Annotated in this window: 18 protein-coding genes; 10 read left to right on the top strand and 8 right to left on the bottom strand. The window is 33.7% G+C overall.

Annotated elements, in window-relative coordinates:
- Window positions 1-917: S-layer homology domain-containing protein (locus tag ACOX6R_RS03840; protein WP_433447410.1), on the top strand; the 917-nt coding region annotated here is incomplete at its 5' end.
- Between the two features lie 58 nt (window positions 918-975).
- Here ACOX6R_RS03840 and thiE read toward each other — a convergent pair.
- The 5 genes from thiE to ACOX6R_RS03815 all read right to left on the bottom strand — a co-directional run bounded on the left by thiE (window position 976) and on the right by ACOX6R_RS03815 (window position 5,441).
- Window positions 976-1,590, bottom strand: coding sequence for a thiamine phosphate synthase (thiE, locus tag ACOX6R_RS03835; RefSeq protein WP_433447408.1), 615 nt, complete (start codon window positions 1,588-1,590; stop codon window positions 976-978).
- Window positions 1,587-2,399, bottom strand: coding sequence for a hydroxyethylthiazole kinase (locus ACOX6R_RS03830; RefSeq protein WP_433447406.1), 813 nt, complete (start codon window positions 2,397-2,399; stop codon window positions 1,587-1,589). The genes thiE and ACOX6R_RS03830 overlap by 4 nt, the downstream gene beginning before the upstream one ends.
- Window positions 2,368-2,913 (bottom strand): energy coupling factor transporter S component ThiW, encoded by a 546-nt coding sequence (gene thiW / locus ACOX6R_RS03825; RefSeq protein ID WP_433447404.1) that lies wholly within the window; start codon window positions 2,911-2,913, stop codon window positions 2,368-2,370. The genes ACOX6R_RS03830 and thiW overlap by 32 nt, the downstream gene beginning before the upstream one ends.
- Before the next feature lie 238 nt (window positions 2,914-3,151).
- A complete protein-coding gene (locus ACOX6R_RS03820) occupies window positions 3,152-4,663 on the bottom strand; it encodes a DUF438 domain-containing protein (protein WP_433447402.1) in 1,512 nt (503 codons plus the stop codon).
- Between the two features lie 106 nt (window positions 4,664-4,769).
- A complete protein-coding gene (locus ACOX6R_RS03815; RefSeq protein ID WP_433447400.1) occupies window positions 4,770-5,441 on the bottom strand; it encodes a Crp/Fnr family transcriptional regulator in 672 nt (223 codons plus the stop codon).
- A 112-nt stretch (window positions 5,442-5,553) separates the two neighbouring features.
- On the opposite strand from ACOX6R_RS03815, the gene hcp reads away from it, so the two are divergent.
- Both hcp and ACOX6R_RS03805 read left to right on the top strand, forming a co-directional pair.
- The gene (gene hcp, locus ACOX6R_RS03810; RefSeq protein WP_433447398.1) at window positions 5,554-7,131 is read left to right on the top strand and encodes a hydroxylamine reductase; all 1,578 of its coding nucleotides are present in this window, start codon (window positions 5,554-5,556) and stop codon (window positions 7,129-7,131) included.
- 209 nt (window positions 7,132-7,340) lie between these two features.
- Window positions 7,341-8,831: a stalk domain-containing protein gene (locus ACOX6R_RS03805; RefSeq protein ID WP_433447397.1), complete on the top strand. Its 1,491-nt coding sequence runs from the start codon at window positions 7,341-7,343 to the stop codon at window positions 8,829-8,831.
- 84 nt (window positions 8,832-8,915) lie between these two features.
- Here ACOX6R_RS03805 and ACOX6R_RS03800 read toward each other — a convergent pair whose 3' ends face one another.
- On the bottom strand, window positions 8,916-11,300 hold the full coding sequence (locus ACOX6R_RS03800) for a transglycosylase domain-containing protein (RefSeq protein WP_433447395.1): 2,385 nt from the start codon (window positions 11,298-11,300) through the stop codon (window positions 8,916-8,918).
- A 130-nt stretch (window positions 11,301-11,430) separates the two neighbouring features.
- Window positions 11,431-11,967 carry a biotin transporter BioY gene (locus tag ACOX6R_RS03795; protein ID WP_433447393.1) on the bottom strand — a complete coding sequence of 179 codons (537 nt, stop codon included), beginning with the start codon at window positions 11,965-11,967 and terminating at the stop codon, window positions 11,431-11,433.
- A 231-nt stretch (window positions 11,968-12,198) separates the two neighbouring features.
- On the opposite strand from ACOX6R_RS03795, the gene ACOX6R_RS03790 reads away from it, so the two are divergent.
- The 7 genes from ACOX6R_RS03790 (at window position 12,199) to ACOX6R_RS03760 (ending at window position 20,760) form a co-directional block, all read left to right on the top strand.
- Complete coding sequence (locus ACOX6R_RS03790; RefSeq protein WP_433447391.1) at window positions 12,199-12,981, top strand: type III pantothenate kinase; 783 nt, start codon at window positions 12,199-12,201, stop codon at window positions 12,979-12,981.
- Window positions 12,982-12,995: 14 nt separating this feature from the next.
- Window positions 12,996-13,934 carry a tRNA dihydrouridine synthase DusB gene (gene dusB, locus ACOX6R_RS03785; protein ID WP_433447389.1) on the top strand — a complete coding sequence of 313 codons (939 nt, stop codon included), beginning with the start codon at window positions 12,996-12,998 and terminating at the stop codon, window positions 13,932-13,934.
- Window positions 13,935-14,106: 172 nt separating this feature from the next.
- Window positions 14,107-14,580, top strand: coding sequence for a transcription elongation factor GreA (gene greA, locus ACOX6R_RS03780; RefSeq protein WP_433447387.1), 474 nt, complete (start codon window positions 14,107-14,109; stop codon window positions 14,578-14,580).
- A 42-nt stretch (window positions 14,581-14,622) separates the two neighbouring features.
- Window positions 14,623-16,506, top strand: coding sequence for a lysine--tRNA ligase (gene lysS / locus ACOX6R_RS03775; protein ID WP_433447412.1), 1,884 nt, complete (start codon window positions 14,623-14,625; stop codon window positions 16,504-16,506).
- A 109-nt stretch (window positions 16,507-16,615) separates the two neighbouring features.
- Window positions 16,616-17,056 carry a GNAT family N-acetyltransferase gene (locus ACOX6R_RS03770; RefSeq protein ID WP_433447385.1) on the top strand — a complete coding sequence of 147 codons (441 nt, stop codon included), beginning with the start codon at window positions 16,616-16,618 and terminating at the stop codon, window positions 17,054-17,056.
- A gap of 129 nt (window positions 17,057-17,185) precedes the next feature.
- On the top strand, window positions 17,186-19,015 hold the full coding sequence (locus ACOX6R_RS03765) for an NAD(P)-binding protein (RefSeq protein ID WP_433447382.1): 1,830 nt from the start codon (window positions 17,186-17,188) through the stop codon (window positions 19,013-19,015).
- A complete protein-coding gene (locus ACOX6R_RS03760; protein WP_433447380.1) occupies window positions 19,009-20,760 on the top strand; it encodes a [FeFe] hydrogenase, group A in 1,752 nt (583 codons plus the stop codon). Before ACOX6R_RS03765 ends, ACOX6R_RS03760 begins: the two co-directional genes overlap by 7 nt.
- A 122-nt stretch (window positions 20,761-20,882) precedes the next feature.
- On the opposite strand, the gene ACOX6R_RS03755 is transcribed toward ACOX6R_RS03760, so the two are convergent.
- On the bottom strand, window positions 20,883-21,359 hold the full coding sequence (locus ACOX6R_RS03755; RefSeq protein WP_433447378.1) for a pyridoxamine 5'-phosphate oxidase family protein: 477 nt from the start codon (window positions 21,357-21,359) through the stop codon (window positions 20,883-20,885).
- Between the last annotated feature and the right edge of the window lie 148 nt (window positions 21,360-21,507).

Here is a 21,507-nt window from a genome sequence, read left to right as displayed (position 1 = left end):
GAGCCATTATAGAAAATCCATTCAGTAGTCCAAATAAAAAAGATGAATATATAAATAAGTCTAAAGATAATGAAAATTCTGTAGAAAAAGAAGAAAATAAAGCTGATGAGAAAGTGCCAAATGTAGAGAAACCTGATGGTGAAAATCAGGATAATAAGAAAATTCAAGATAAAGAAGATAATAAAAAAGAGGAGAATAAATCTAACGAAGAAAAATCAAAAGATATAAATAAAGATAAGAAAAATAATTCAGGAAAAAATAATAAAGAAAAAGATTCCAATAATTTGAGCATTTCAAATTCAAAATTAAAGAAAAGTTCAAGAATAAATCCTGTTAAAAAAGTTGAAAATAGAAAAGTAGCGGTCTCAAAAGAACCATACCTAAGTGGATATCCCGACGGAACACTTAAACCAGATGGGAAGGTAACTAGAGCCGAAGCTGTGGCCATGATTGCAAAGCTTATGAACTATGACTTAAAAGATATGGGCGCCACAAAATATAAAGATGCAGACGGTTGGTTTAATTCTTCTATAAATGCGTGTTACAAAGCGGGTGTTTTGGAAGAAAAAGAAGGTGAAAACTTTAGACCAAATGATTTTATGACAAGGGGTGAGCTTTCTTATATAATAAGTCGAATTGATAAAGAAAACTTAAGCACTGCTCCATTTAATGACATAAAAGGTCACAAGTACGAAAAAGAAATAAATATTTTGTATGGGAATAAAAGAATAGCAGGTTATCCAGACGGAAGTTTTAAACCAGATAAAGAGATTACAAGAGCAGAAATTGTAAAAATTTTAAATAATATGTTTGAAATAGAGCTTAAAGATAAATCAGAAGAACTATTCTTACAAAAATTTTCGGACGCAAACAAGAGCCATTGGGCATTTTATGAATTAATAAAAGCTTCAATGTAAATATTTCTCCTATTAATAAAATAAGCCCTCTTTACTATGCAGTAAGGAGGGCTTTTCTTTAGATTAGTATTCCATTTATTTTTTCTTTTAATTCTTTTGTCTTGCCAAAGACATTTTCTGCATTCATTATTTCTCGAACGACACATATTCCATCGATTTTTGACCCTTTTAAAATATCGACATTGTCGTAAGTGAGTCCGCCAATTGCGTAGACGTCGATATTTACATTATCTTTGATAGAATTTAGTGTCTCTACTGAAGTTCTAATAGTCTTTACCTTAGTTGCTGTTTCAAAAATTGCTCCAACGCCAACATAATTTGCACCGTCTGATTCAGCTTTTTTGGCAGCTTCAACTGTTTTTGCAGTTGCTCCAATAATTTTTCCGTGCAAAAATTCATTTGCATAAATTATAGGCAGATCATCTGCTCCAAGGTGCACGCCAGAATTTATTGCCATTGCAACATCAAGTCTGTCGTCAATTATAAGTGGGACGTCAAAGACATCTGCAAGTTTTTTTACTTTAAAGGCAAGATCTAAGACTTCTCTATCAGTTTTATTTTTTTCGCGAAGTTGCAATAGATCAATTCCACCCTTTAAAGCCTCTTCAATTCTTTCCAAAAATTCGCTTTCTGTGTACTTGTCGGAGTTTGTAACTAAATATAATTTTTTCATCGATAAATCCTCACTTTTGCATTTTTTAATAATTCTTCATCGCTAATAGTTGACATCGTATCAAAAAGTTTAGTTTTAAACGTGTAGATTCTTTCATCTTTTGCGAGCTCTGCAGATATTTCCATAATGAGCAGGGCAAGTATACACGCATCTACCCCGCTAAATTCGGATAAAAAAGCTGCAATCATAGAGCTTAAGATGCATCCTGTTCCAGTTAAAAGAGTCAAATAATTATTTCCGTTTTCAACTAAAATTGTCCTCTCATCTTTTGTAATAACATCAGTTGCTCCAGTTATTAGTACTGTTGTGTCATACTTTTTTGACAAGTCTCTTGAAATTTTTACGTATTCATCTAAGTTATTTATATCCAGTTTATCTTTTTCTCCAACATCAATGCCATTTGTGTTTGACTCTTTTCCAGAAAGCTTTTTTATTTCTGATGCATTGCCCTTTATGACTTCGAATTTATTTTCTCGAAGAAGTTTAGTTGCAGCATCGAGCCTATAATTTGAAATTGCTATTCCAACTAAATCCAAAATTTGTGGAATATTATTTTCTGTTGCAGTTTTTGAAGATATAAAAATTGATTTAAGTCTCTCTTCAGTTATATTTCCAAGGCTCAAGCTGAGCGCCTTTGAAGCTTTTGTGATATCTGATACTTCCATTGGATTTTCTGCACAAATTGCCTTTGCTCCAAGTAAAAGGACGGCATTGACAGAGTTTTCTACTGCGATTTTGTGAGTGATGCAGTGAATTAAATTTTCTGAAATATTTCTTCTAGTTTTTATAATCTCTTCTAGATCTTTCATAGACATTCACACCTAGTTCTTTTTGAATTTTGTAAAGGCTGCCATTTCTTTGCAATGTCTTTAGGAAAATAAAAGCAATTGAGCCACCAATTAATGTAGCTATTACAAAGCTTGGTGTGTAGAAAAATACAGTAAGACCAGTTTTTCCCATTAGAAGCGTCATGACAGGGTAGGACACGATGGAACCGATTATTCCTGTTCCAACAACTTCACCAACAACTGCCCAAATGATTTTGCCGTTACTCTTTCTGTATAAAATTCCAGAAAGAACTGCACCAAAAACTTGGCCAGTGATGGCAAGTGGTGGGATTCCCATTACAGACATTCTAATTATTGCAGTTAATATTCCATTTAAAAGGCTGTACCATGGTCCAAGAAAAACTGAGCAGACCACATTAACGAAATGCGCCGTCGGGGCAAAGCCCTCAAATCTTAAAATCGGCGAAATGACAACACCCAGTGCCACAAACATGGCGAGGGTAACCAAAATAAGTACGTTTGAATTTTTTTTCATAATATCTCCTCTAGGAGCGCAATATTTCCTACGCAGGCATTATCCTGACAGGTTCAAGGGTCGATTTCTCCTCTCAGCCGTAGCTCCCCAAAGTCATTATAGCACAAGTTATAAATTTATTAAAACTTTACAATGTTGATAAATTTTTTACAAAAAAATGACTTGGAATATCCAAGCCATTAGCTTTGTCTAGAGTCTAATAACTTCGAATATCCAAGCCATTAAGGAGTAATGAATTTTATTTATCTGAATTTAGAAAATATTCTTTTGCAAAGGACATATCTTGAACAGTTTCTAGCACGCCAACATATTCTCCATTTTCATCTCGAACGGCTATATAATTTATAAAAATAGGACGACCTGCCTTTTCAAGCCAAACTGGAACATTGTCTTTTCTTCCACTTCTAAGGTCTTCTATAATTGATCTAACAAGAGGCTCAATCTTTGGTGGATGGCAGCTAAATACTTCTCTATCAATTGCCATCTTTGGCCTTTTCATTATTTTTTCGCCGTCGTTAAAGTATTTGTTGATATTATTTTTATCGACAAAAGTAAGCTCTAGTGGAACTGTGTTTAGTAGTGAATTTAGTTCATTTATATTCACATGACCACCAGCTAGATTTATTTCTTCGTTATTTAAAACTTTATATTCGATATCTTCAAAATCTTCTGCCTCTTGCCAAGTTTCTGGAGTAAGTCCAAATACATCTTCGTAGTCCTTCATGTCCTTATATAGATGTTTCCACTCATCTTCTGTGAAGTTCATTGCACAGTTAGGGAAGAGGATGTTTTCTTCTTTATAAATCATCTCTTCAATTCTTTGAAGCACATTTTTAAATCTTTCTGTGTTGTTATCTGCATTTTCTTTATCAGACAGAAGCTGTCTCATTTCTGATCTTATTTCATCGTCGACAGTCCACATTACCTTTGATGGGCCAGAGATATTGTACTTAGCTTCAAGGTGAGGATAGAGCAAGTCTCCCTTTTTTGCATAGTGGATGCTTATGTCGCGAAGATTTAAAAATGCTTCGTAGACATTTTCATTTTTATCAAGTGCCGCCTTTGCCTTTTCAATAAGTTCTTCTAGTTTTCTATTTTCTGCTGCAAAAGCGTGAAGTGGATGGCCAACTTTTTCAGTAAGTTCTTTTGTGATTAGCTGTTTGTTGTCAAACTTTGTTCTGTCAAAAGATGGTTCATTATCTACTTTTTTATTTTGAATAGACTTTTCGGCATTTTGGATTTGCTCTTCAATTGTTGCACCGTGAAATAGGGCAGAGTGAAGGTCGCAGAGTCTTTGAACTTCAGAAAGTGGTGTGCCTTCAGCAAGCAGTGACTGTTCTGCATTCATAATTTCTTGCGCATCGACATTTTGAAAATTTTCTTTAAAATCTGCACGCACTGACTCTAATTCTTCACCTTCGCCAAGTCTTTTTAAATATGATTTTAATAATATAGTTCTCGCTTCTGGTGTGTCGGAATTAAGATTTGCTTCTGCGACTTTTTCTTTTTGATTTTCAGTGCTTGAATAATTTATAACTTCAAATCCATTTTCTTCAAATTTTTTAACTATGTCTTCCATTGGAATGTCGTGCACTTTTGCACCGCGTGGAATTGTCATTATTTTTCCCATGGAATTTAGCATTGCCTTTTTTGTAATTTCTGCAAAGCCAAGTTCTACCATTATATCAATTACTTCTGGATACTCGTTAACTAAATCATATACAGTTTTATTTAAATCTATTCTTTTCATTTTTCTACTCCTATTAAATATTTTGTTTTAATCTTAATATAAGAATAACACCTAGCGAATAATAATTATGTTGTAGAAACAACATTTATCTGAAAAACTTTATCAATTAATAATAAAGTTCGTCAGTTTCTATAATAGTAAATTCATTTTTGTGAAATTTTATTATTCCATCTTTTTGCATCTTTGAAAGCTCGTTAGACATTGATGATCTATCAACTGAAAGATAGTCGGCGAGCTGTTGGCGATTGTATGGAATTTTAAATGATAGAGAATTTTCTTTTTTTACGCATTCAGAAAAATAAGAAACGAGTCTTTCTCTAATTGTCTTTGGACCAGTGTGCAAAATCTTGCGCGAAAGGTTTAGGTTTTTAATAGAAGCAATTTTTACTAAATTTGCAATTAGCCTTGTGTGAAAGCCGCAAGCTTTTTCGCAGGAAGTAAGTATATCTTTTACATTTAAAAATAAAACTTCACAGTCTTTATTTGCAACAACATTTATCATCAGAGGTTCGTCATCTAGCATTGCATAAGTTTCAGCAAAGACTTCTCCTGCACTAATAGTACCTATAATAGTATTATTTCCCCAAATATCTGATCTTTCAATTATTACCATTCCGTCTAAGACAAGCCCCAAAAAGTCTGTAGTTTCAGATTCATTTAGGATGAAGTCTCCCTTCTTGTAAAATTTTTTATAAGAACTTATGCACCTTAAGAGCATTTCTATTTCGCTTTCACTTATTCCATTAAAGAGTCTAGTGTTTGAAAGATTAATTTTCATTTTTTCTCCTTTCGTTGTTTTAACAACATAAATTTAATATTAATGATAATATAATCTTGGTATAAAGTAAATGGTAGTTATTGCAAAATTTATTATTAATACAGGAGGAAATATGGATAATCAAATGTTTTGTTTTCAATGTGAACAAACTGCAGGATCACGTGCTTGTGTAGGTAAAGCTGGAGTATGTGGAAAACCTGCTGATGTTGCTAAACTTCAAGATAAACTTACTGGAGCAATGATTGCTCTTGCAAATACTTGCCTTGATGGTGGAAAGCCAACTAAAGATACTTGGAAATTATTCTTAGAAGGACTTTTCACAACAGTTACTAACGTAAACTTCTACGACAAGACTGTTTTTGAAATGATGGTAAGAGTACATGATGAACAAGAAAAAATTGCAGCTAGTGGCGTGGAATATAGCGACTACGACCTAGAAAGACTTTGGGCAGCTGATGAAGACATAAGAAGTTTAAAATCACTAATTCTATTTGGAATTCGTGGAATGGCAGCCTATGCATATCACGCAATGGTATTGGGATACACAGACATGAACGTAAATAAATTCTTCGCAAAGGCACTTAGTGCAATTGGAAATGAAGAACTTGGCATGGACGAACTTCTTCCTCTAGTTCTAGAAGTTGGAGAACAAAACCTTGCATGCATGGCACTTCTTGATAAGGCAAATACAGAAACTTATGGCAACCCAACACCAGTTGAAGTTCCACTAACTGTAGAAAAGGGACCTTTCATCGTAATAACTGGACACGATCTATATGACCTTAAACTTCTACTTGAACAAACAGAAGGAAAGGGAATAAACATCTATACACATGGAGAAATGCTTCCAGCTCATGGATATCCAGAGCTTAAAAAATATAAACATCTAAAAGGAAATTTTGGAACAGCTTGGCAAAATCAACAAAAAGAATTTGACAATATTCCAGCGCCAATTCTTTTCACAACAAACTGCTTGATGCCACCAAAAGATTCTTACAAAGATAGAGTCTTTACAACAGAAGTTGTATCTTTCCCTGAACTTGTTCACGTGGGGGATGACAAGGACTTTACACCGGTTATTGAAAAAGCACTTGAGCTTGGTGGATATGAAGAAGATACAGAATTTACTGGAATTAATGGTGGAAAAACTGTAACTACAGGATTTGGACACAATACTGTTATTGGAATTGCAGATAAAGTAGTGGACGCAGTTAAGAGCGGAGATATAAGTCACTTCTTCTTAGTAGGTGGTTGCGACGGAGCAAGACCAGGAAGAAATTATTACACAGAATTTGTAGAACAAGCACCTGAAGATTCAGTAATTCTTACAGTTGCTTGCGGTAAATATCGTTTCAATGATTTACAACTTGGCGATATAAATGGAATTCCAAGACTACTTGATGTTGGTCAATGTAACGACTCCTTTGGAGCAGTACAAATTGCACTTGCACTTGCAGATGCTTTTGACTGTGGAGTTAACGACCTTCCACTATCAATAGTTCTTTCATGGTACGAACAAAAAGCAGTATGTGTTCTATTGACACTTCTATATCTTGGAATTAAGAATATAAAACTTGGACCAACTCTACCAGCATTTGTTTCAGAAAATGTTCTAAACTATCTAGTAGAAAACTACAACATCGCACCAATTACAACAGCAGAACAAGACCTAGAAGAAATTCTTGCTTAATATAAATAAATCAGACTTTGGATTAGTTCCAGAGTCTGTTTTTTTGCAAAAATTTAAATGTATGAGCTTTAAAGTTTTAAAATTTAAAAAGTTTTTAATAGATGATTTAAACTTATGAAACAACTAAATTATTTAAAATTATAAAAAATCAAAACCTTTTCATAGAATTTCTAATTATTTATAGTATTATATATGTAGAAGGTGATATTATGAAAAATAAAATCAAAATCCTAGGACTTGCTGGAATTTTATTATTTTCACCAGCAATCGTAAGTGCCAAGGGAAATGTGAGAATTTGGCTCGATGGAAAATATCTAGAATCAGATGTTGCTCCTTACATCAAAGAAGATAGGACACTTGTGCCAGTAAGAGTTGTTTCTGAAAATTTAGGATACGATGTCAAATGGGACTCTTATGAGAGGAAAGTAACTTGTAGCTCCAATGGAAAAGAAATGGTAATGTATGTCGACAATAAGAATGCCAAAGTAGATAACGCAGAAAAAGTGCTCAACATGGCACCTGAAATTACAGACGATCGGGTTTTTATTCCACTAAGAGATGTAAGCGAAATATTTGGAAAAGAAGTAGAGTGGGATAATGACAGCAGAACTGTTTTGATTGGAGATAGTGAAACCATAAAAACTTTTAAAAAAGAAATTAATAAAGAAGCTGTAGAAAAATCCAATTCTCCACTAGTTGAGAAGAAGACACAAAACATAAATGGCAAGAGGGTAAACTGGGCGAAGTTTAATCTCTCAAGTGGAGATTTAAAATGTGAAGTTGTAACTGCTAATAATGGATTAAATGGCGACGAAGCATTTTCATCAATGATAGCAAGAAAAAAACCACTCGGTGCAATAAATGGAAACTTCTTTGATGCATATAGCACAAAAGAACCTTATGGTCCACTTATCTCTAACGGAGAAGTAATTCAACTTAGCGATAGCCCCTCTGTATTTTCTGTTTATGAAGATGGAACCTTTGACATTTCTAAGAAAGAATTAAAATTTGACGGATTCCTTGATGGAAAAACTAAAAATGAATGGAACAATGACAAAGGTGTAATGGAATTTAATACATTTACTCTATGGTATGTAAACACAAAACCAACTGATATAGCTGGAATTTATAAATTTACAAACAAGAGAGGAAATAGCATAAACCTAACTGGTGGAAGCGTCGTAACAATAGTAAATGATAAAGTTACAAAAGTTTCAGATGCACTTAAAAATCAAAAATTTGATATTCCTAAGAACGGTTACTTAATTTATTTTGGAAAAGATAGCGTTAAAAAAGATTATATCACTGAAAGATTTGCCGTTGGAAGAAGTGTTGAGCTAAAGGCTAAATTTGATAAAGACGGCAAAAAAGTAGTTCAAATGATTGGTGCAGGACCTCTTCTTTTACAAGATGGAAATATAACTTCTGCTGAAACTCTTAAAGAAGTAAAAGAGGCAAAAATTTCATCAAATAGAGGCGGAAGATCTGCAATAGGAATTACAAAGGACGGAAGAATTGTAATGGCAACAGTAAGTTCTGCCACAGTTAAAGAATTGGCAAGTGTTATGAAAGAACTTGGATGCGTATCTGCAATGAATGTAGATGGAAACGCATCAAGTGCACTATATGTTGATGGAAATATTATGCAAAATGCAGGCAGAAAGTTAAATAATACTTTTATGATTATAAAAAATAATTAATTTATAAAAAAAGAAGTTCTCATGCCGAGGACTTCTTTTTAAAATAATAAATTTATGAAAAAAAGAATCCCAATTGGGACCCTTTTATTGATTAGAGTTGTTATTCAAATCTAATTTTTTAGTTTTTTTCTTGTTGTCGTTGTTATTATTATTGTTGTCGTCCTTTTTCTTTTCTACTTTCTTTTCCTCTCTTCTGTACCAACCAAGTTTGCTAGTGTAGTGAGGCTTAGTTCCTTCGACAAATAACTCACGTCTGCCATTTACATATTTAGTGTATATGCCATCTGGCTGTTCAAATTCTTTTTTATCGAGACCTTCGTGAACATCGCGCATTATTTGTTTCCACAAGTACGCCGCTTGTTTAGAACCGAAAGATAGGTTTTGGTTTTTGTCGTTTCCTATCCAAACTGAACAAGTGTAATAAGGAGTGTAACCAACAAACCATACATTTGTCTTGTCGTTAGTTGTACCAGTTTTACCTGCAACATCTTGACCAGCAAAAGCTGCATTGGTACCTGTACCACGTTTAACTACATCTCTTAGCATATCTGTAATTATATAGGCATTTTGTTCTGATGTAATTTCTTTTTCTTCAGGTTTTGATTCATAAATTACATCGCCAGTTGCAGACTCAATTTTAGAAACTACAATTGGAGTTGCATATTTACCCATATTAGATAGGGCAGTGTAAGCGCCAGCCATCTCAAGTGGACTTATTCCGTAACTCATTCCACCAAGAGTAAGTGGGGCATAGGCCATATCGTTCCAAGTAGGATTATCTTCTTTAGTAACTATGGAAGTTACGCCGATTGATTGAAGAGTTTCTACCATTTTATTGATTGAAACATCATCGTCGTATGATTTAGTGTAAGTCGATCTATTATTAATTTTTGCATCCTTATCAGCAGAAATATCTCTTGCTACTTGGAATGCGCCGACGTTAGAAGATTGACGAACTAGGTTTCTAATAGTTGTCCAACCTTGGTAATAACTACCTGCATTTTTTGGAGATTTTCCGAAGAAAAGTTTATCTGGCATTTTGGCATCGAGATAAACATCTCCTGCAGTTGCGCCGTTATTAAAAGCAGTTAGATAAACTGAAATAGGTTTAATACTAGATCCAGGTTGTCTTGGTATTATTGCTCTATTTAGAAGTTGTCCACCACTTACATCACGACCGCCAACAAGGGCTTTTACTTCGTGAGTGTGTTGGTCAATTATAACAGAAGCAACTTGTGGTTGGATTACTCCGTTGTTATCTCTAAATGTTCCATAATAATATCTTGGATTTGCAACAGTTTCTTCTAATTGACGCTGAATTTTTAAATCCATTGGAATATAAATTTTAAGTCCGCCGTTAAATAATTTATTTAGAGCATCTTCTTCAGAATATCCAGAATCTACGAGAATCTTTTTAACTTCTTTTTGAACTACATCTGTGTAGAAAGAAGAAATTCCGCTTTCTTTTCTCGATCCGATATTGATATCAATAGGTGCTGCAAGTGCCTCTTTGTAATCTTCTTCAGTTATTAAGTTTTGCTTTTCCATCTTTTCTAGAACTCTAGCTTGACGTTCTTTAGAAGTTTCATTAAAGACAGCCTTAACTGGAACAACAATATTATTTTTAATTTGTAGCATTGTAAAACTGTCTATTCTTCCAAGATCTAACAGTTTTTCGCCCACGCCAATTATAAAGTCTGAATTGTCGCCTGATTCTTGATTTTTAGGAAGCATTACAAACTCTATTTGTGACAGGTCATCTTCTGGTGTAATTTCCATTGTATTGTATGGAGTGTATTTTTCAGGTAAATTTGTAACACCAGCAAGAAGTGCACACTCAGCAAGAGTCAGTTCGGACACATCTTTGTCAAAGAAAGTTTTTGAAGCTGCCTGCACACCCACAGTTCCTTTTGAAAAACTTGCTGTGTTTAAATAAGCTTCCAAGATTTGTTCTTTTGATAGGGCATTTTCAATTTGAAAAGCATAATAAATATCTGTAATCTTTCTAACTACAGATTTTGTCGAAGATGTGTACATATTTTTTGCAAGCTGCATAGTTATTGTAGATGCACCTTGTGCGAAAGAGCGGGTCTTTATATCGTAAACAATTGCTCCCACAACTCTTCTAAAATCGACACCATTGTGTTCGAAAAATCTTTCGTCTTCAATGGCAACAATTGCATTTTTTAAATTATCGGGCATATCCTCGTAAGGAACAAATTCGCTGAATTGATCTGATACTAGAGTCTCTATTAATGTTCCGTCGTCAGTATAAATTTTCGATGTTTCAGCAATTTGTGACCTATAATCTGTTGGATCAATTTCAGGAGCTTTTTTGAAAATTCCAAGAACAACTGATGTAAGTATTGTCCCAAGAACGATTATAAGTGCCACAACTATAAGTATAAGTATTTTTATTACACTTGAAAATTTTATCATTCCACGAGGTTTATTATTAGATTTTTTCATTTACAACCTCCCTATTTAGTTATTATAACATTATTTTTTATTTTTAACTATATAAAGTAAATTCCAAATAAAAAACTCCCAAAGAGGGGAGTTTTGTAAATTATTTATCTATTATTTATTTTATTTGTCATCATTTAATAGATTTTCTAATCCTTGGAGCAATTAATGCTGCCACAACTGCTTTAGCTATGTCAGGAATAATAAATGGAATCATTGCCATGGACATAATTTTATTAAGCGCCATTGGATTTCCGTTGACATTTTTCATTATTAAGTAAAAGTAAGGAAGTGCTATAGCATAAAATATAACTTCAGCCAAAATTAAAACTGCCATAATCTTTCCGAATTTTTCTTCTTTGTATGCAAGCTTTGAAATGACATAAGCTCCAATTATAAATGAAATTAAAAATCCAAAAGTTGGTGAGAATACATATTGAAATCCACCAGTAAATCCGGCAAAAATTGGAATTCCAATTAGACCAAGTAATACATAGACTAAAACCGTCAAGAAAGCTTGCACCGGTGTAAGTAATAATCCTGCCATAAAAACAAAAAAGTTTTGTAATGAGAATGGTACAGGACCAATGGGTATAGATATAAATGCTCCGACTGCTATTAGGGCAACAAAAAGTGCCATCTTTGTTAAATCTTTAGTTTTAATATTCATGATTACCTCCGAAACAATACTACAATATGTTCACCGCAATGTCAATAGGGGTAACAATGAATAAATTGAAAATTAAAATTGTATAAATATAATGGTGGTATCTTAAAAGCCGTGAAAAGAACTTTACAAAGAAATTTCAATTGTATTTTTTATTGAAAAGTATTAATCTAACATATATAATGAAATCAATTTGTTATAAATTATTAAAATCTATTGTTTAAGGGTGAAAAAATGTTATTAGTTATAGATGTAGGAAACACAAATATTACTTGGGGAGTTTACAAGGGCAATGAACTTGTAAATGATTTTAGAACTTCCACAGTAAAAACGAGAACGTCAGATGAGTATGGATTAATTTTTTTAAATACTTTAACTCATGCAAATATTGATCCGCAAGATATTGACAATGTAATAATATCTTCAGTAGTGCCAAACCTAATGCACACACTTCCATCAATGGTAATAAAATATTTTAAGAAGAGACCGATAATCGTGGACACAACACTTGAGCTTGGGCTTAATATTAAATACGATAATCCAAAGGAAGTTGGAGCAGATAGAATAGTAAATGCTGTTGGTGCACTTAATGAATATGGACCACAAACTATTATAATAGATATTGGAACTGCAATGACATTTTGTATCATAGATAAAGATAAAAATTATCTTGGCGGTTTGATTATGCCAGGCATTAGCATCTCAGCAGAAGCATTATTTATGATGACATCAAAGCTTCCAAAAATTGAAATTATTACTCCAGAAAAACTCATTCAATCAAACACAGTAGGCGCAATGCAGTCTGGACTTTATTATGGATTCCAAACTATGATTGATGGAATTATAGAAAAATTATTAGATGAACTTAATTGGAAAGCTGATGAAACTAATTTGATTTCAACTGGTGGATTTTCTACAATGCTTACACAAGATTCAAAGTACAATATAGTTATTAATAAATTCTTAACCCTTGAAGGATTAAAAGAAATTTATAACTTAAACAGCGATACATTTTAAAAGAGGATGATACTTTGTTAAAAATATTAGCCCCAATGGCAGGATATACAGATCTTGCCTTTAGAGAAATTTGTCAAGAATTTGGATCAGATGTGACAGTTACGGAGATGGTTTCGGCACAGGCTCTAGTATATGGAGATAAAAAGACGAAGATGCTTCTTGAAATTTCTGATAAGGAAAAAGATGTTGCTGTTCAAATTTTTGGACATGACCCAGATATAATGGGAGAAGCTGCAGAAATGTTAAATGATTATGGCTTCTCTTCTATTGACATTAATTTTGGATGCCCTGCACCAAAGATAGTAAAGGCAATGAATGGATCTTATTTACTTAAGGAGCCTTCTCTTGTGTATGACATTGTAAAATCTGTAGTTAATTCTTCAAAAAAAACTGTCACTTGCAAGGTTAGGAAGTCTTTTGGTGGAGTCGATGCCATAAAGGCTATAAAAAATATTGAAGCAGCAGGTGCTACTCAAGTAATTGTTCACGGAAGAAGCAGGGAAGAATTTTATTCGGGAGAGGCTGACTGGGACTATATTAAAAAGGTTAAGGAAGCTCTTAATATTCCAGTAATTGGAAATGGAGATATTTTTACACCAGAAGATGCGTTAGAAAAAATAAAATATTCTGGCGTCGATGGAGTTGCAATTGGAAGGGGAAGCATTGGGAACCCCTTTATATTTAGACAAATTGAAGAGCTTATATCTCATGGAGATTACTACAGACCAAAAATTCGCGAAAAACTAAATGTCTTAAAAGATCATTTAAATAGAGAAATTGAGTACAAGGGCGAAAGACTTGGCTTACTTGAGATGAGAAAAGTTTATTCTTATTATTTCAAAGGAATGAAAAATTCCAAAGAGATAAGAAATTCTTTAAACACTTTAAATGATTTAGATGAAATTAAAAAAATTATAGATGAATATATTGAAAACTATTCTGAAGAAATTTAAAAGAATCCCTGTTTTATGGCTTTTCCTTGACAATTTAGACTACATTTATTATAATGAGTTAGATTTAAAAGAATAGTATTTGAGAAATTAAACTGAATGATTAGGACAATTTATTTTGTCAATAATTAGAGGCGTCTATCGCCTTATTTTTTATATATGAGGAGAGAGTATTTTGGCAAAAGAAGTATTTTTTACGCCTGAGGGCCTAGAAAAAATTGAAAACGAAATTGAATATTTAAAAACAGTTAGAAGAAAAGAAGTTTCTGAGAGAATTAAAGTTGCTCTTGGTTATGGGGACTTATCTGAAAACTCAGAATACGACGAAGCTAAAAACGAACAAGCACAAGTTGAAGAGCGTATTGCAAAACTTGAACTTATGGTTCGCAATGCTAAAATAATAGATGAAAATGATCTAAACACAGATGTTGTAAATATTGGATCAACAGTTATCGTTAAAGAATTAGACTCAGGCGACGAAGATGAGTACACAATAGTTGGTTCTGCAGAAGCTGATCCGCTAGATGGAAAAATTTCAAATGAATCACCTGTTGGCTCTGCTTTAATCGGAAAAAAAGTTGGAGACGTAGTTGAAGTAGAAGTTCCAGATGGATTTATTAATTACGAAATTTGTGGAATAAACATATAGGAGGTAAATGTGAAGAAAACAAATGAGCAAAAGCAAAATGAAATGCTCCTTTTGAGAAGAAGATATTTAGAAGAATTAAGAAGTGCTGGCAAGGATCCTTTTATTCATGAAAAATATGATGTTGACTCCTATTCAAAAGACATTAAAGATTCATTTGATGAATACGAAGATAAAACTGTAAAAATTGCTGGACGTGTAATGAGCAAAAGACGTCACGGCAAAATTGCATTTCTTGATATCCAAGATTCAAGGGGAACAATACAAGTATTCGCTAGAAAAGACGTGCTTGGCGAAGAAATTTACGAAGATGTAAAGGGACTTGATATTGGAGATATTATTGGAGCAGAGGGAGTAGTATTTAAAACAGAAGCTGGAGAAATCACTGTTAGAGCTACTGATGTAGTATTACTATCAAAATCTCTTCAAATATTACCTGAAAAATTCCACGGTCTAAAGGACCCTGATCTTAGATACAGACAAAGATACGTAGATTTAATTGTAAATCCAGAAGTTAAAGATGTATTCTTAAAGAGAACTCAAATCATCAAAAAAATTAGAGAGTATTTAGACAACAGAGGATTTTTGGAAGTTGACACTCCAATCCTTGGCACTGTAGCAGGTGGAGCAAATGCAAGACCTTTCTACACTCACCACAACACTCTTGATATGGACATGCAAATGAGAATTGCAAATGAGTTGTTCCTAAAAAGACTAATAGTTGGTGGATTTGACAAAGTTTATGAAATGGGCAAGATGTTTAGAAACGAAGGAATGGATCCTAAACACAATCCAGAGTTTACAAATATCGAACTTTACCAAGCTTATGTTGACTACCACGAAATGATGAGCATAACTGAAAATCTTTTTGAATATGTTGCAGAAGAAGTTTTAGGTTCAGCTGTAATAAATTATCAAGGAACAGAAATTTCTCTAAAGGCTCCTTGGAGAAGAATCACAATGATTGAAGCAGTTAGAGAATATGCAGGCGTTGACTTCGACGAAATTACAACAGACGAAGATGCAAGAAAAGCTGCAAGAGAAAAGGGACTTGATGTTGACGAATCATTTACATGGGGCAAAGTCTTATCAGAAATGTTTGAAGAGTTCTGTGAAGAGCATTTAGTTGAGCCTACATTTGTAATTGGACACCCTGTTGAAGTGTCTCCACTTGCAAAGAGAGACCCTAAAGATCCAAGACTTACTAATAGATTTGAAGCATTCATAAATACATGGGAATTTGCAAATGCATTTTCAGAGTTAAACGACCCAATTGATCAAAAAGAAAGATTTGAACAACAAGTTGCTGAAAAACTTGCAGGAGACGACGAAGCTCATCCAATGGATTATGATTATATAAATGCAGTAGAAGTTGGACTTCCACCAACTGGAGGACTTGGAATTGGCGTTGATAGAATGATTATGCTTTTAACTGATCAACCAAGCATAAGGGACGTATTATTATTCCCAACAATGAAGCCTCTAGGAGAAGAAAAAGAAGTAAGCAATAGACCAGCTAATCCAGCTCGTGAAAATGAAGTAGAAGAGAAAATTGACTTTTCAAAAGTAAAGGTTGAACCACTTTTTGAAGATATGGTTGACTTTGATACATTCTCTAAATCAGACTTTAGAGCTGTAAAAGTTAAAAATTGTGAAGAAGTTCCAAAGAGCAACAAACTTTTAAAATTCACACTTGATGATGGAACTGGCGAAGATAGAATTATTCTATCAGGAATAAAGAAATATTATTCACCAGAAGAGCTTATCGGCAAGACTTTAATTGCTATAGTAAATCTTCCACCAAGAAAGATGATGGGAATTGACTCTTGTGGAATGCTTCTTTCAGCAATTCACGAAGAAGAGGGCGAAGAAAAATTAAATCTTCTAATGGTTTCAAATAGAATACCAGCAGGAGCAAAATTATATTAATAAATTTAGCGTTGAGATTAGATTTCTAGTTTCAACGCTTTTTTTATAGCTAGAAGTTTTAGTATAATAAATATAAAATATATTAAAAAATTTAAAATTGGAGAATTAAATGGAACTTGTGATAAAAAATTTTGATGAACTTGGCACTAGAGAGCTTTATGAAATTTTAAGGCTTCGCGTTGATGTATTTGTTGTGGAGCAAAAATGTCCATATCCAGAAGTTGATGGGGTAGACTATGAGAGTCTTCACCTTTACTACAAAAATAATAAAGAGATAGTGGCATACATTAGAATCTATGAAGATAAAGTGGATAAAAAAACAGTTCACATAGGGCGCGTTATAAGTAAATATAGAGGTGAGGGTCTTGGTAAGCTCGTTATGAATTCTGCAATAGATGAAATTAAAAGACTAAATAAATATAAAAAAATTAATTTATTGGCGCAAGTTTATGCAAAGGGATTTTATGAGAAACTTGGATTTAAAACTTTCGGTGAAGCTTTTTTAGAAGACGGGATACCTCATATAAACATGGAATTATTTATTAAATGATAAAAATATTTAAAGACGACTGTAAAACTTTATAGAATTATTTACTATTGTAAATGATTAAAGTTTATTATATTATATTAATAATACATTAATTTAACTGTATAGTTTAATAAATAATGGAGGTAAATTTTGAGTAGATTAGAATTAATTACACCGAATAGGGCTAAAATTATTATTGACGATATATATGATAATTTAGAACAGAGAATAAAATCTTCTCCTCCTGGTCTTTGTCCTGTTGATCTTACGCGGGCTTTTGTACAGATGTGTCACGCACAGACATGTGGAAAATGTATTCCTTGTAGAATTGGTTTAAAACAACTTAGCAATCTTTTAAATGATGTTTTAGATGGCAATGCTACCTTAGATACTTTGGACTTAATTGAAGATACATCAAAATCAATTTCCGAAACGGCTGACTGTGCAGTTGGGTATGAGGCAGCTCACATGGTGTATAGAAGTATTACAAATTGTAGAGACGATTATGAGGAGCATGTAAAAAACAAAAGATGTATTTGCATGACGACTCAACCCGTTCCATGCGTTGTACTTTGCCCTGCAAATGTAGATGTTCCTGGTTACATAGCTCTTATTAGAGAAGAAAGATACGAAGATGCAATCTCTTTAATAAGAAAAGACAATCCATTCCCAACGACTTGTGGATTTATTTGTGAACATCCTTGCGAAGATAGATGTAGGAGAAATATGATAGATTCTTCCATAAATATTCGTGGTTTAAAAAGATATGCAGCGGACATGGCTGGGATTGTGCCTACAAAAATGCCTGGAAATAAAACTGGGAAAAAAGTTGCAATTATCGGTGGAGGTCCAGCTGGACTTTCCACTGCATATTACTTGCAATTAATGGGGCATCAAGTGACTATCTATGAAATGCTTCCAAAACTTGGTGGAATGTTGAGATACGGAATTCCAAATTATAGGCTTCCAAAAGATAGACTCGATGAAGATATTGAATCTATATTGGATACTGGAGTGGAAGTAATACATGGTTTAAAAATTGGCGTTGACATAGATATAAATGATTTAAGAGACGATTACGATGCTGTTTTAATTACAGTTGGCGCATCTACTGACAAAAAACTTGGATTTGATGGAGAAGATAGCGATGGAATTGTGTCTGCAGTTAAATTTTTAAGAGATGTTGGTATGGATAAACTTCCTGATATAAAGGGCAAAAAAGCCGTAGTAATTGGCGGTGGAAATGTTGCTATGGATGCTGTAAGAACACTGGTAAGACTTGACCATGAAGTTGTAAAATGTGTCTACAGAAGAAGAGTTGCCGACATGACGGCACTTCCAAATGAGATAAATGGAGCCCTAGCTGAAGGAGTTGAGATGATTACTCTAAGAGCACCGGCTAAATTAGAAGTTATTGATGGAAAGTTAAAAGGAATATGGGTTAGACCTCAAATGATTTCTAAAATAAAGGACGGCAGAGCATCTGTAGTTGACAGTGGCGAAGAAGATGAATTTATTCCATGTGATTATTTAGTAATTGCAATTGGACAAAACATTGAAACTGAACACTATGAAGGTGCGGGCATACCTGTTAAGTGGGGAAAAATATTTACACTTCCTAATGGTGGATTTAGTGGACTTCCCGGACTTTTTGCAGGAGGAGACTGTGCATCTGGGCCTGCCACAGTTATTAAGGCAATAGCAGCAGCAAAGGTAATGGCAGCAAATATCGATGAATATTTGGGCTACAATCACAGAATTACTTCGAATATAGATATACCAATTCCTAATATTGAGGATAAAACTTATTGTGGAAGAAGTGAACTTTCAGAACGCGAGGCAAAGATTAGAATAAATGATTTTGATGCAGTCGAACTAAATATGAATGAGAAGGCAGCTCATCAAGAAGCTTCAAGATGTCTAAGATGTGATCACTTTGGATTTGGCATTTTCAAGGGAGGACGTGAGAGAATATGGTAAACTTTACACTGGATGATATGAAGCTTAGAGTGGAAGAAGGAACTACAATAATGCAGGCTGCCAAAAATATTGGAATTCATATTCCTCACCTCTGTTACTTAAAAGATTTAAATGAGATTGCAGCTTGTAGAGTATGTGTAGTTGAAATTGAAGGAAAGGATAAATTAATAACAGCTTGTAACAATGTTGTGGAAGAGGGCATGGTTATTTATACAAATAGCCCAAAAGTTGTGCTGGATAGAAGAAGGACAGTGGAGCTTATTTTATCTCAACACGATTATAGATGTGCAACTTGTGTAAGAAGTGGCAATTGCTTGTTGCAACAACTTTCCAATGATTTAAACATACAAGATATAATGTATGAACAAGAAATTGAACACCAGCCTTGGGATAAAAATTTTCCGCTAATTCGCGATTCGAAGAAGTGCATCAAGTGCATGAGGTGCATTCAAGTTTGTGACAAGATGCAGAGTTTAAATATATGGGAGCTTGAGGGGACGGGTTCTAGAACTACAGTAAATGTGTCAAACTCTAGGACCATAGAAGAGTCGGACTGTTCACTTTGTGGGCAGTGTATAACTCACTGTCCTGTTGGGGCCCTAAGGGAACGAGACGACACCGATAAACTCTGGGATGCAATAGTAGCAAGTGACAAAGTTGTTGTTGCACAAGTTGCTCCAGCCGTTAGAACTGCATGGGGCGAAGAGACTGGCATGGATTTGGAAGATGCAACAGTAAATAAAATATTTGACGCTCTTAAAAAAATAGGAGTCGATTATGTATTTGACACGGCAACTTCTGCTGACTTAACGATAATGGAAGAGGCAAATGAATTTTTAGAAAAGTTTAATGATAAAGAGCTTTACGATAGACCTATGTTTACATCGTGTTGCCCAGGTTGGGTCAGATTTTTAAAAGGTCAGTATCCACATCTTGTTTCCGAGCTTTCAACATCAAAATCACCTATGCAGATGTTTGGAACAGTCATGAAGACATATTTTGCAGAAAAAATTGGAGGGAATCCAGAAGATATTTTTTCAGTTGCAATAATGCCTTGTTTGGCGAAAAAAGGAGAAAGCGAAAGAGAGCTTTATTACAAAGAATACGCAGGTCACGATACAGATGTAGTGATAACTACAAGAGAACTTGTGAGAATGCTTAGAGCTTTTCACATTAATCCAAAAACTTTACAAAATATTGAACCTGATAATTTGTTTAAGAATAGTTCTGGTGCAGGAATTATTTTTGGCACAACTGGTGGCGTAATGGAGGCGGCTCTAAGGACTGCTTATTTTGAAATAATGGGAGAAAATTCAAAACCCGATGCATTTAAAGTTGTGAGGGCAACAGAAGAAGATAGTGGTATAACTGAGGCGAGTTTTAATTTAAATGGACGAGATTTAAAAATAGCAACAGTAAGTGGACTTGGAAATGCAAGAAAATTAATTGAAGATATTGAGAAGGGTAAGAGACATTATAACTTTGTGGAAGTTATGGCTTGCCCTGGAGGTTGTGTTGGTGGAGGAGGCCAACCGATTCACGATGGGGAGGATTTAGCCTTTGTAAGAGGAGAAAAATTATACTTTATTGACGAGAATAAAAGTGTGAGGTACTCTCACGAGAACGAAGATATAAAGAGACTCTACGAAGAATTTTTTGATAAGCCAAATAGTCAAAAGGCGAAGAGATTACTTCACACAGATCACAGATCTTGGGAGATGCCGCGCAGTCCAAAGATATTGTAGAGTTTATAGCGCATGAGTTGAATCAATTAAAAAGTTTTGTGAATTGAGATAAAATTTTTAATATTTAATTTTAAATCATTACAATTAAAAAGATACAAATTAAGCAACCTTTTTCAGGTTGCTTATCTTTCGTTTACTCTTTTTCCAGAAATATGTTCAATATTTAGCGCAAATATTTGAACTGCTGCAAAACTTTCCTTAACTGCATCATCGATTAACTGAGCATTTGGATAATATTTTGCAGATAATTTTCTAACTTTTTCAAGAGCAATTTTTTCATCATCAACGAGTTCCATTTTTCCAAACACCACTGCACTTGATACATAATAAGACCATCCGTCTTCAGAAAGTATTCCGTTATCGTAAGTTGTAAAACATGCTTTTGGATTATTTAACATCGCGTCAATCTTGTGCCCTCTTTTTGCTCCGTGAAAATAAATTTTATTCTCGCTTTTTTCATAATAAAAATTAATTGGGAAGGCGTAGGGATATCCACCGTCGCCATTTAGTGACAAGACGCCTCTTTTATTATTTGTTAAAAGATTTTTTGCATCTTCAATTGAAATTTCGTTTTTTACTCTTCTTATTTTTCTAAACATAGCACGACTCCTTTAATTAATTTTACCATAGATTTTTAACTAGGGGAGAAAATAAAATTTTAAGCGATTAAACTAATTTAAAATAAATATTTTTTGTTAAATATTATTTATAAAAAAGACTGAAAAATACACATTTTAAAGAAAATTT

The organism is Peptoniphilus sp., from assembly GCF_050943655.1.
Lineage (GTDB): Bacteria > Bacillota > Clostridia > Tissierellales > Peptoniphilaceae > Peptoniphilus_A.
The sequence above is the reverse complement of the archived record's forward strand: the minus strand, read 5'-3'. Positions and strand labels throughout refer to the sequence as shown.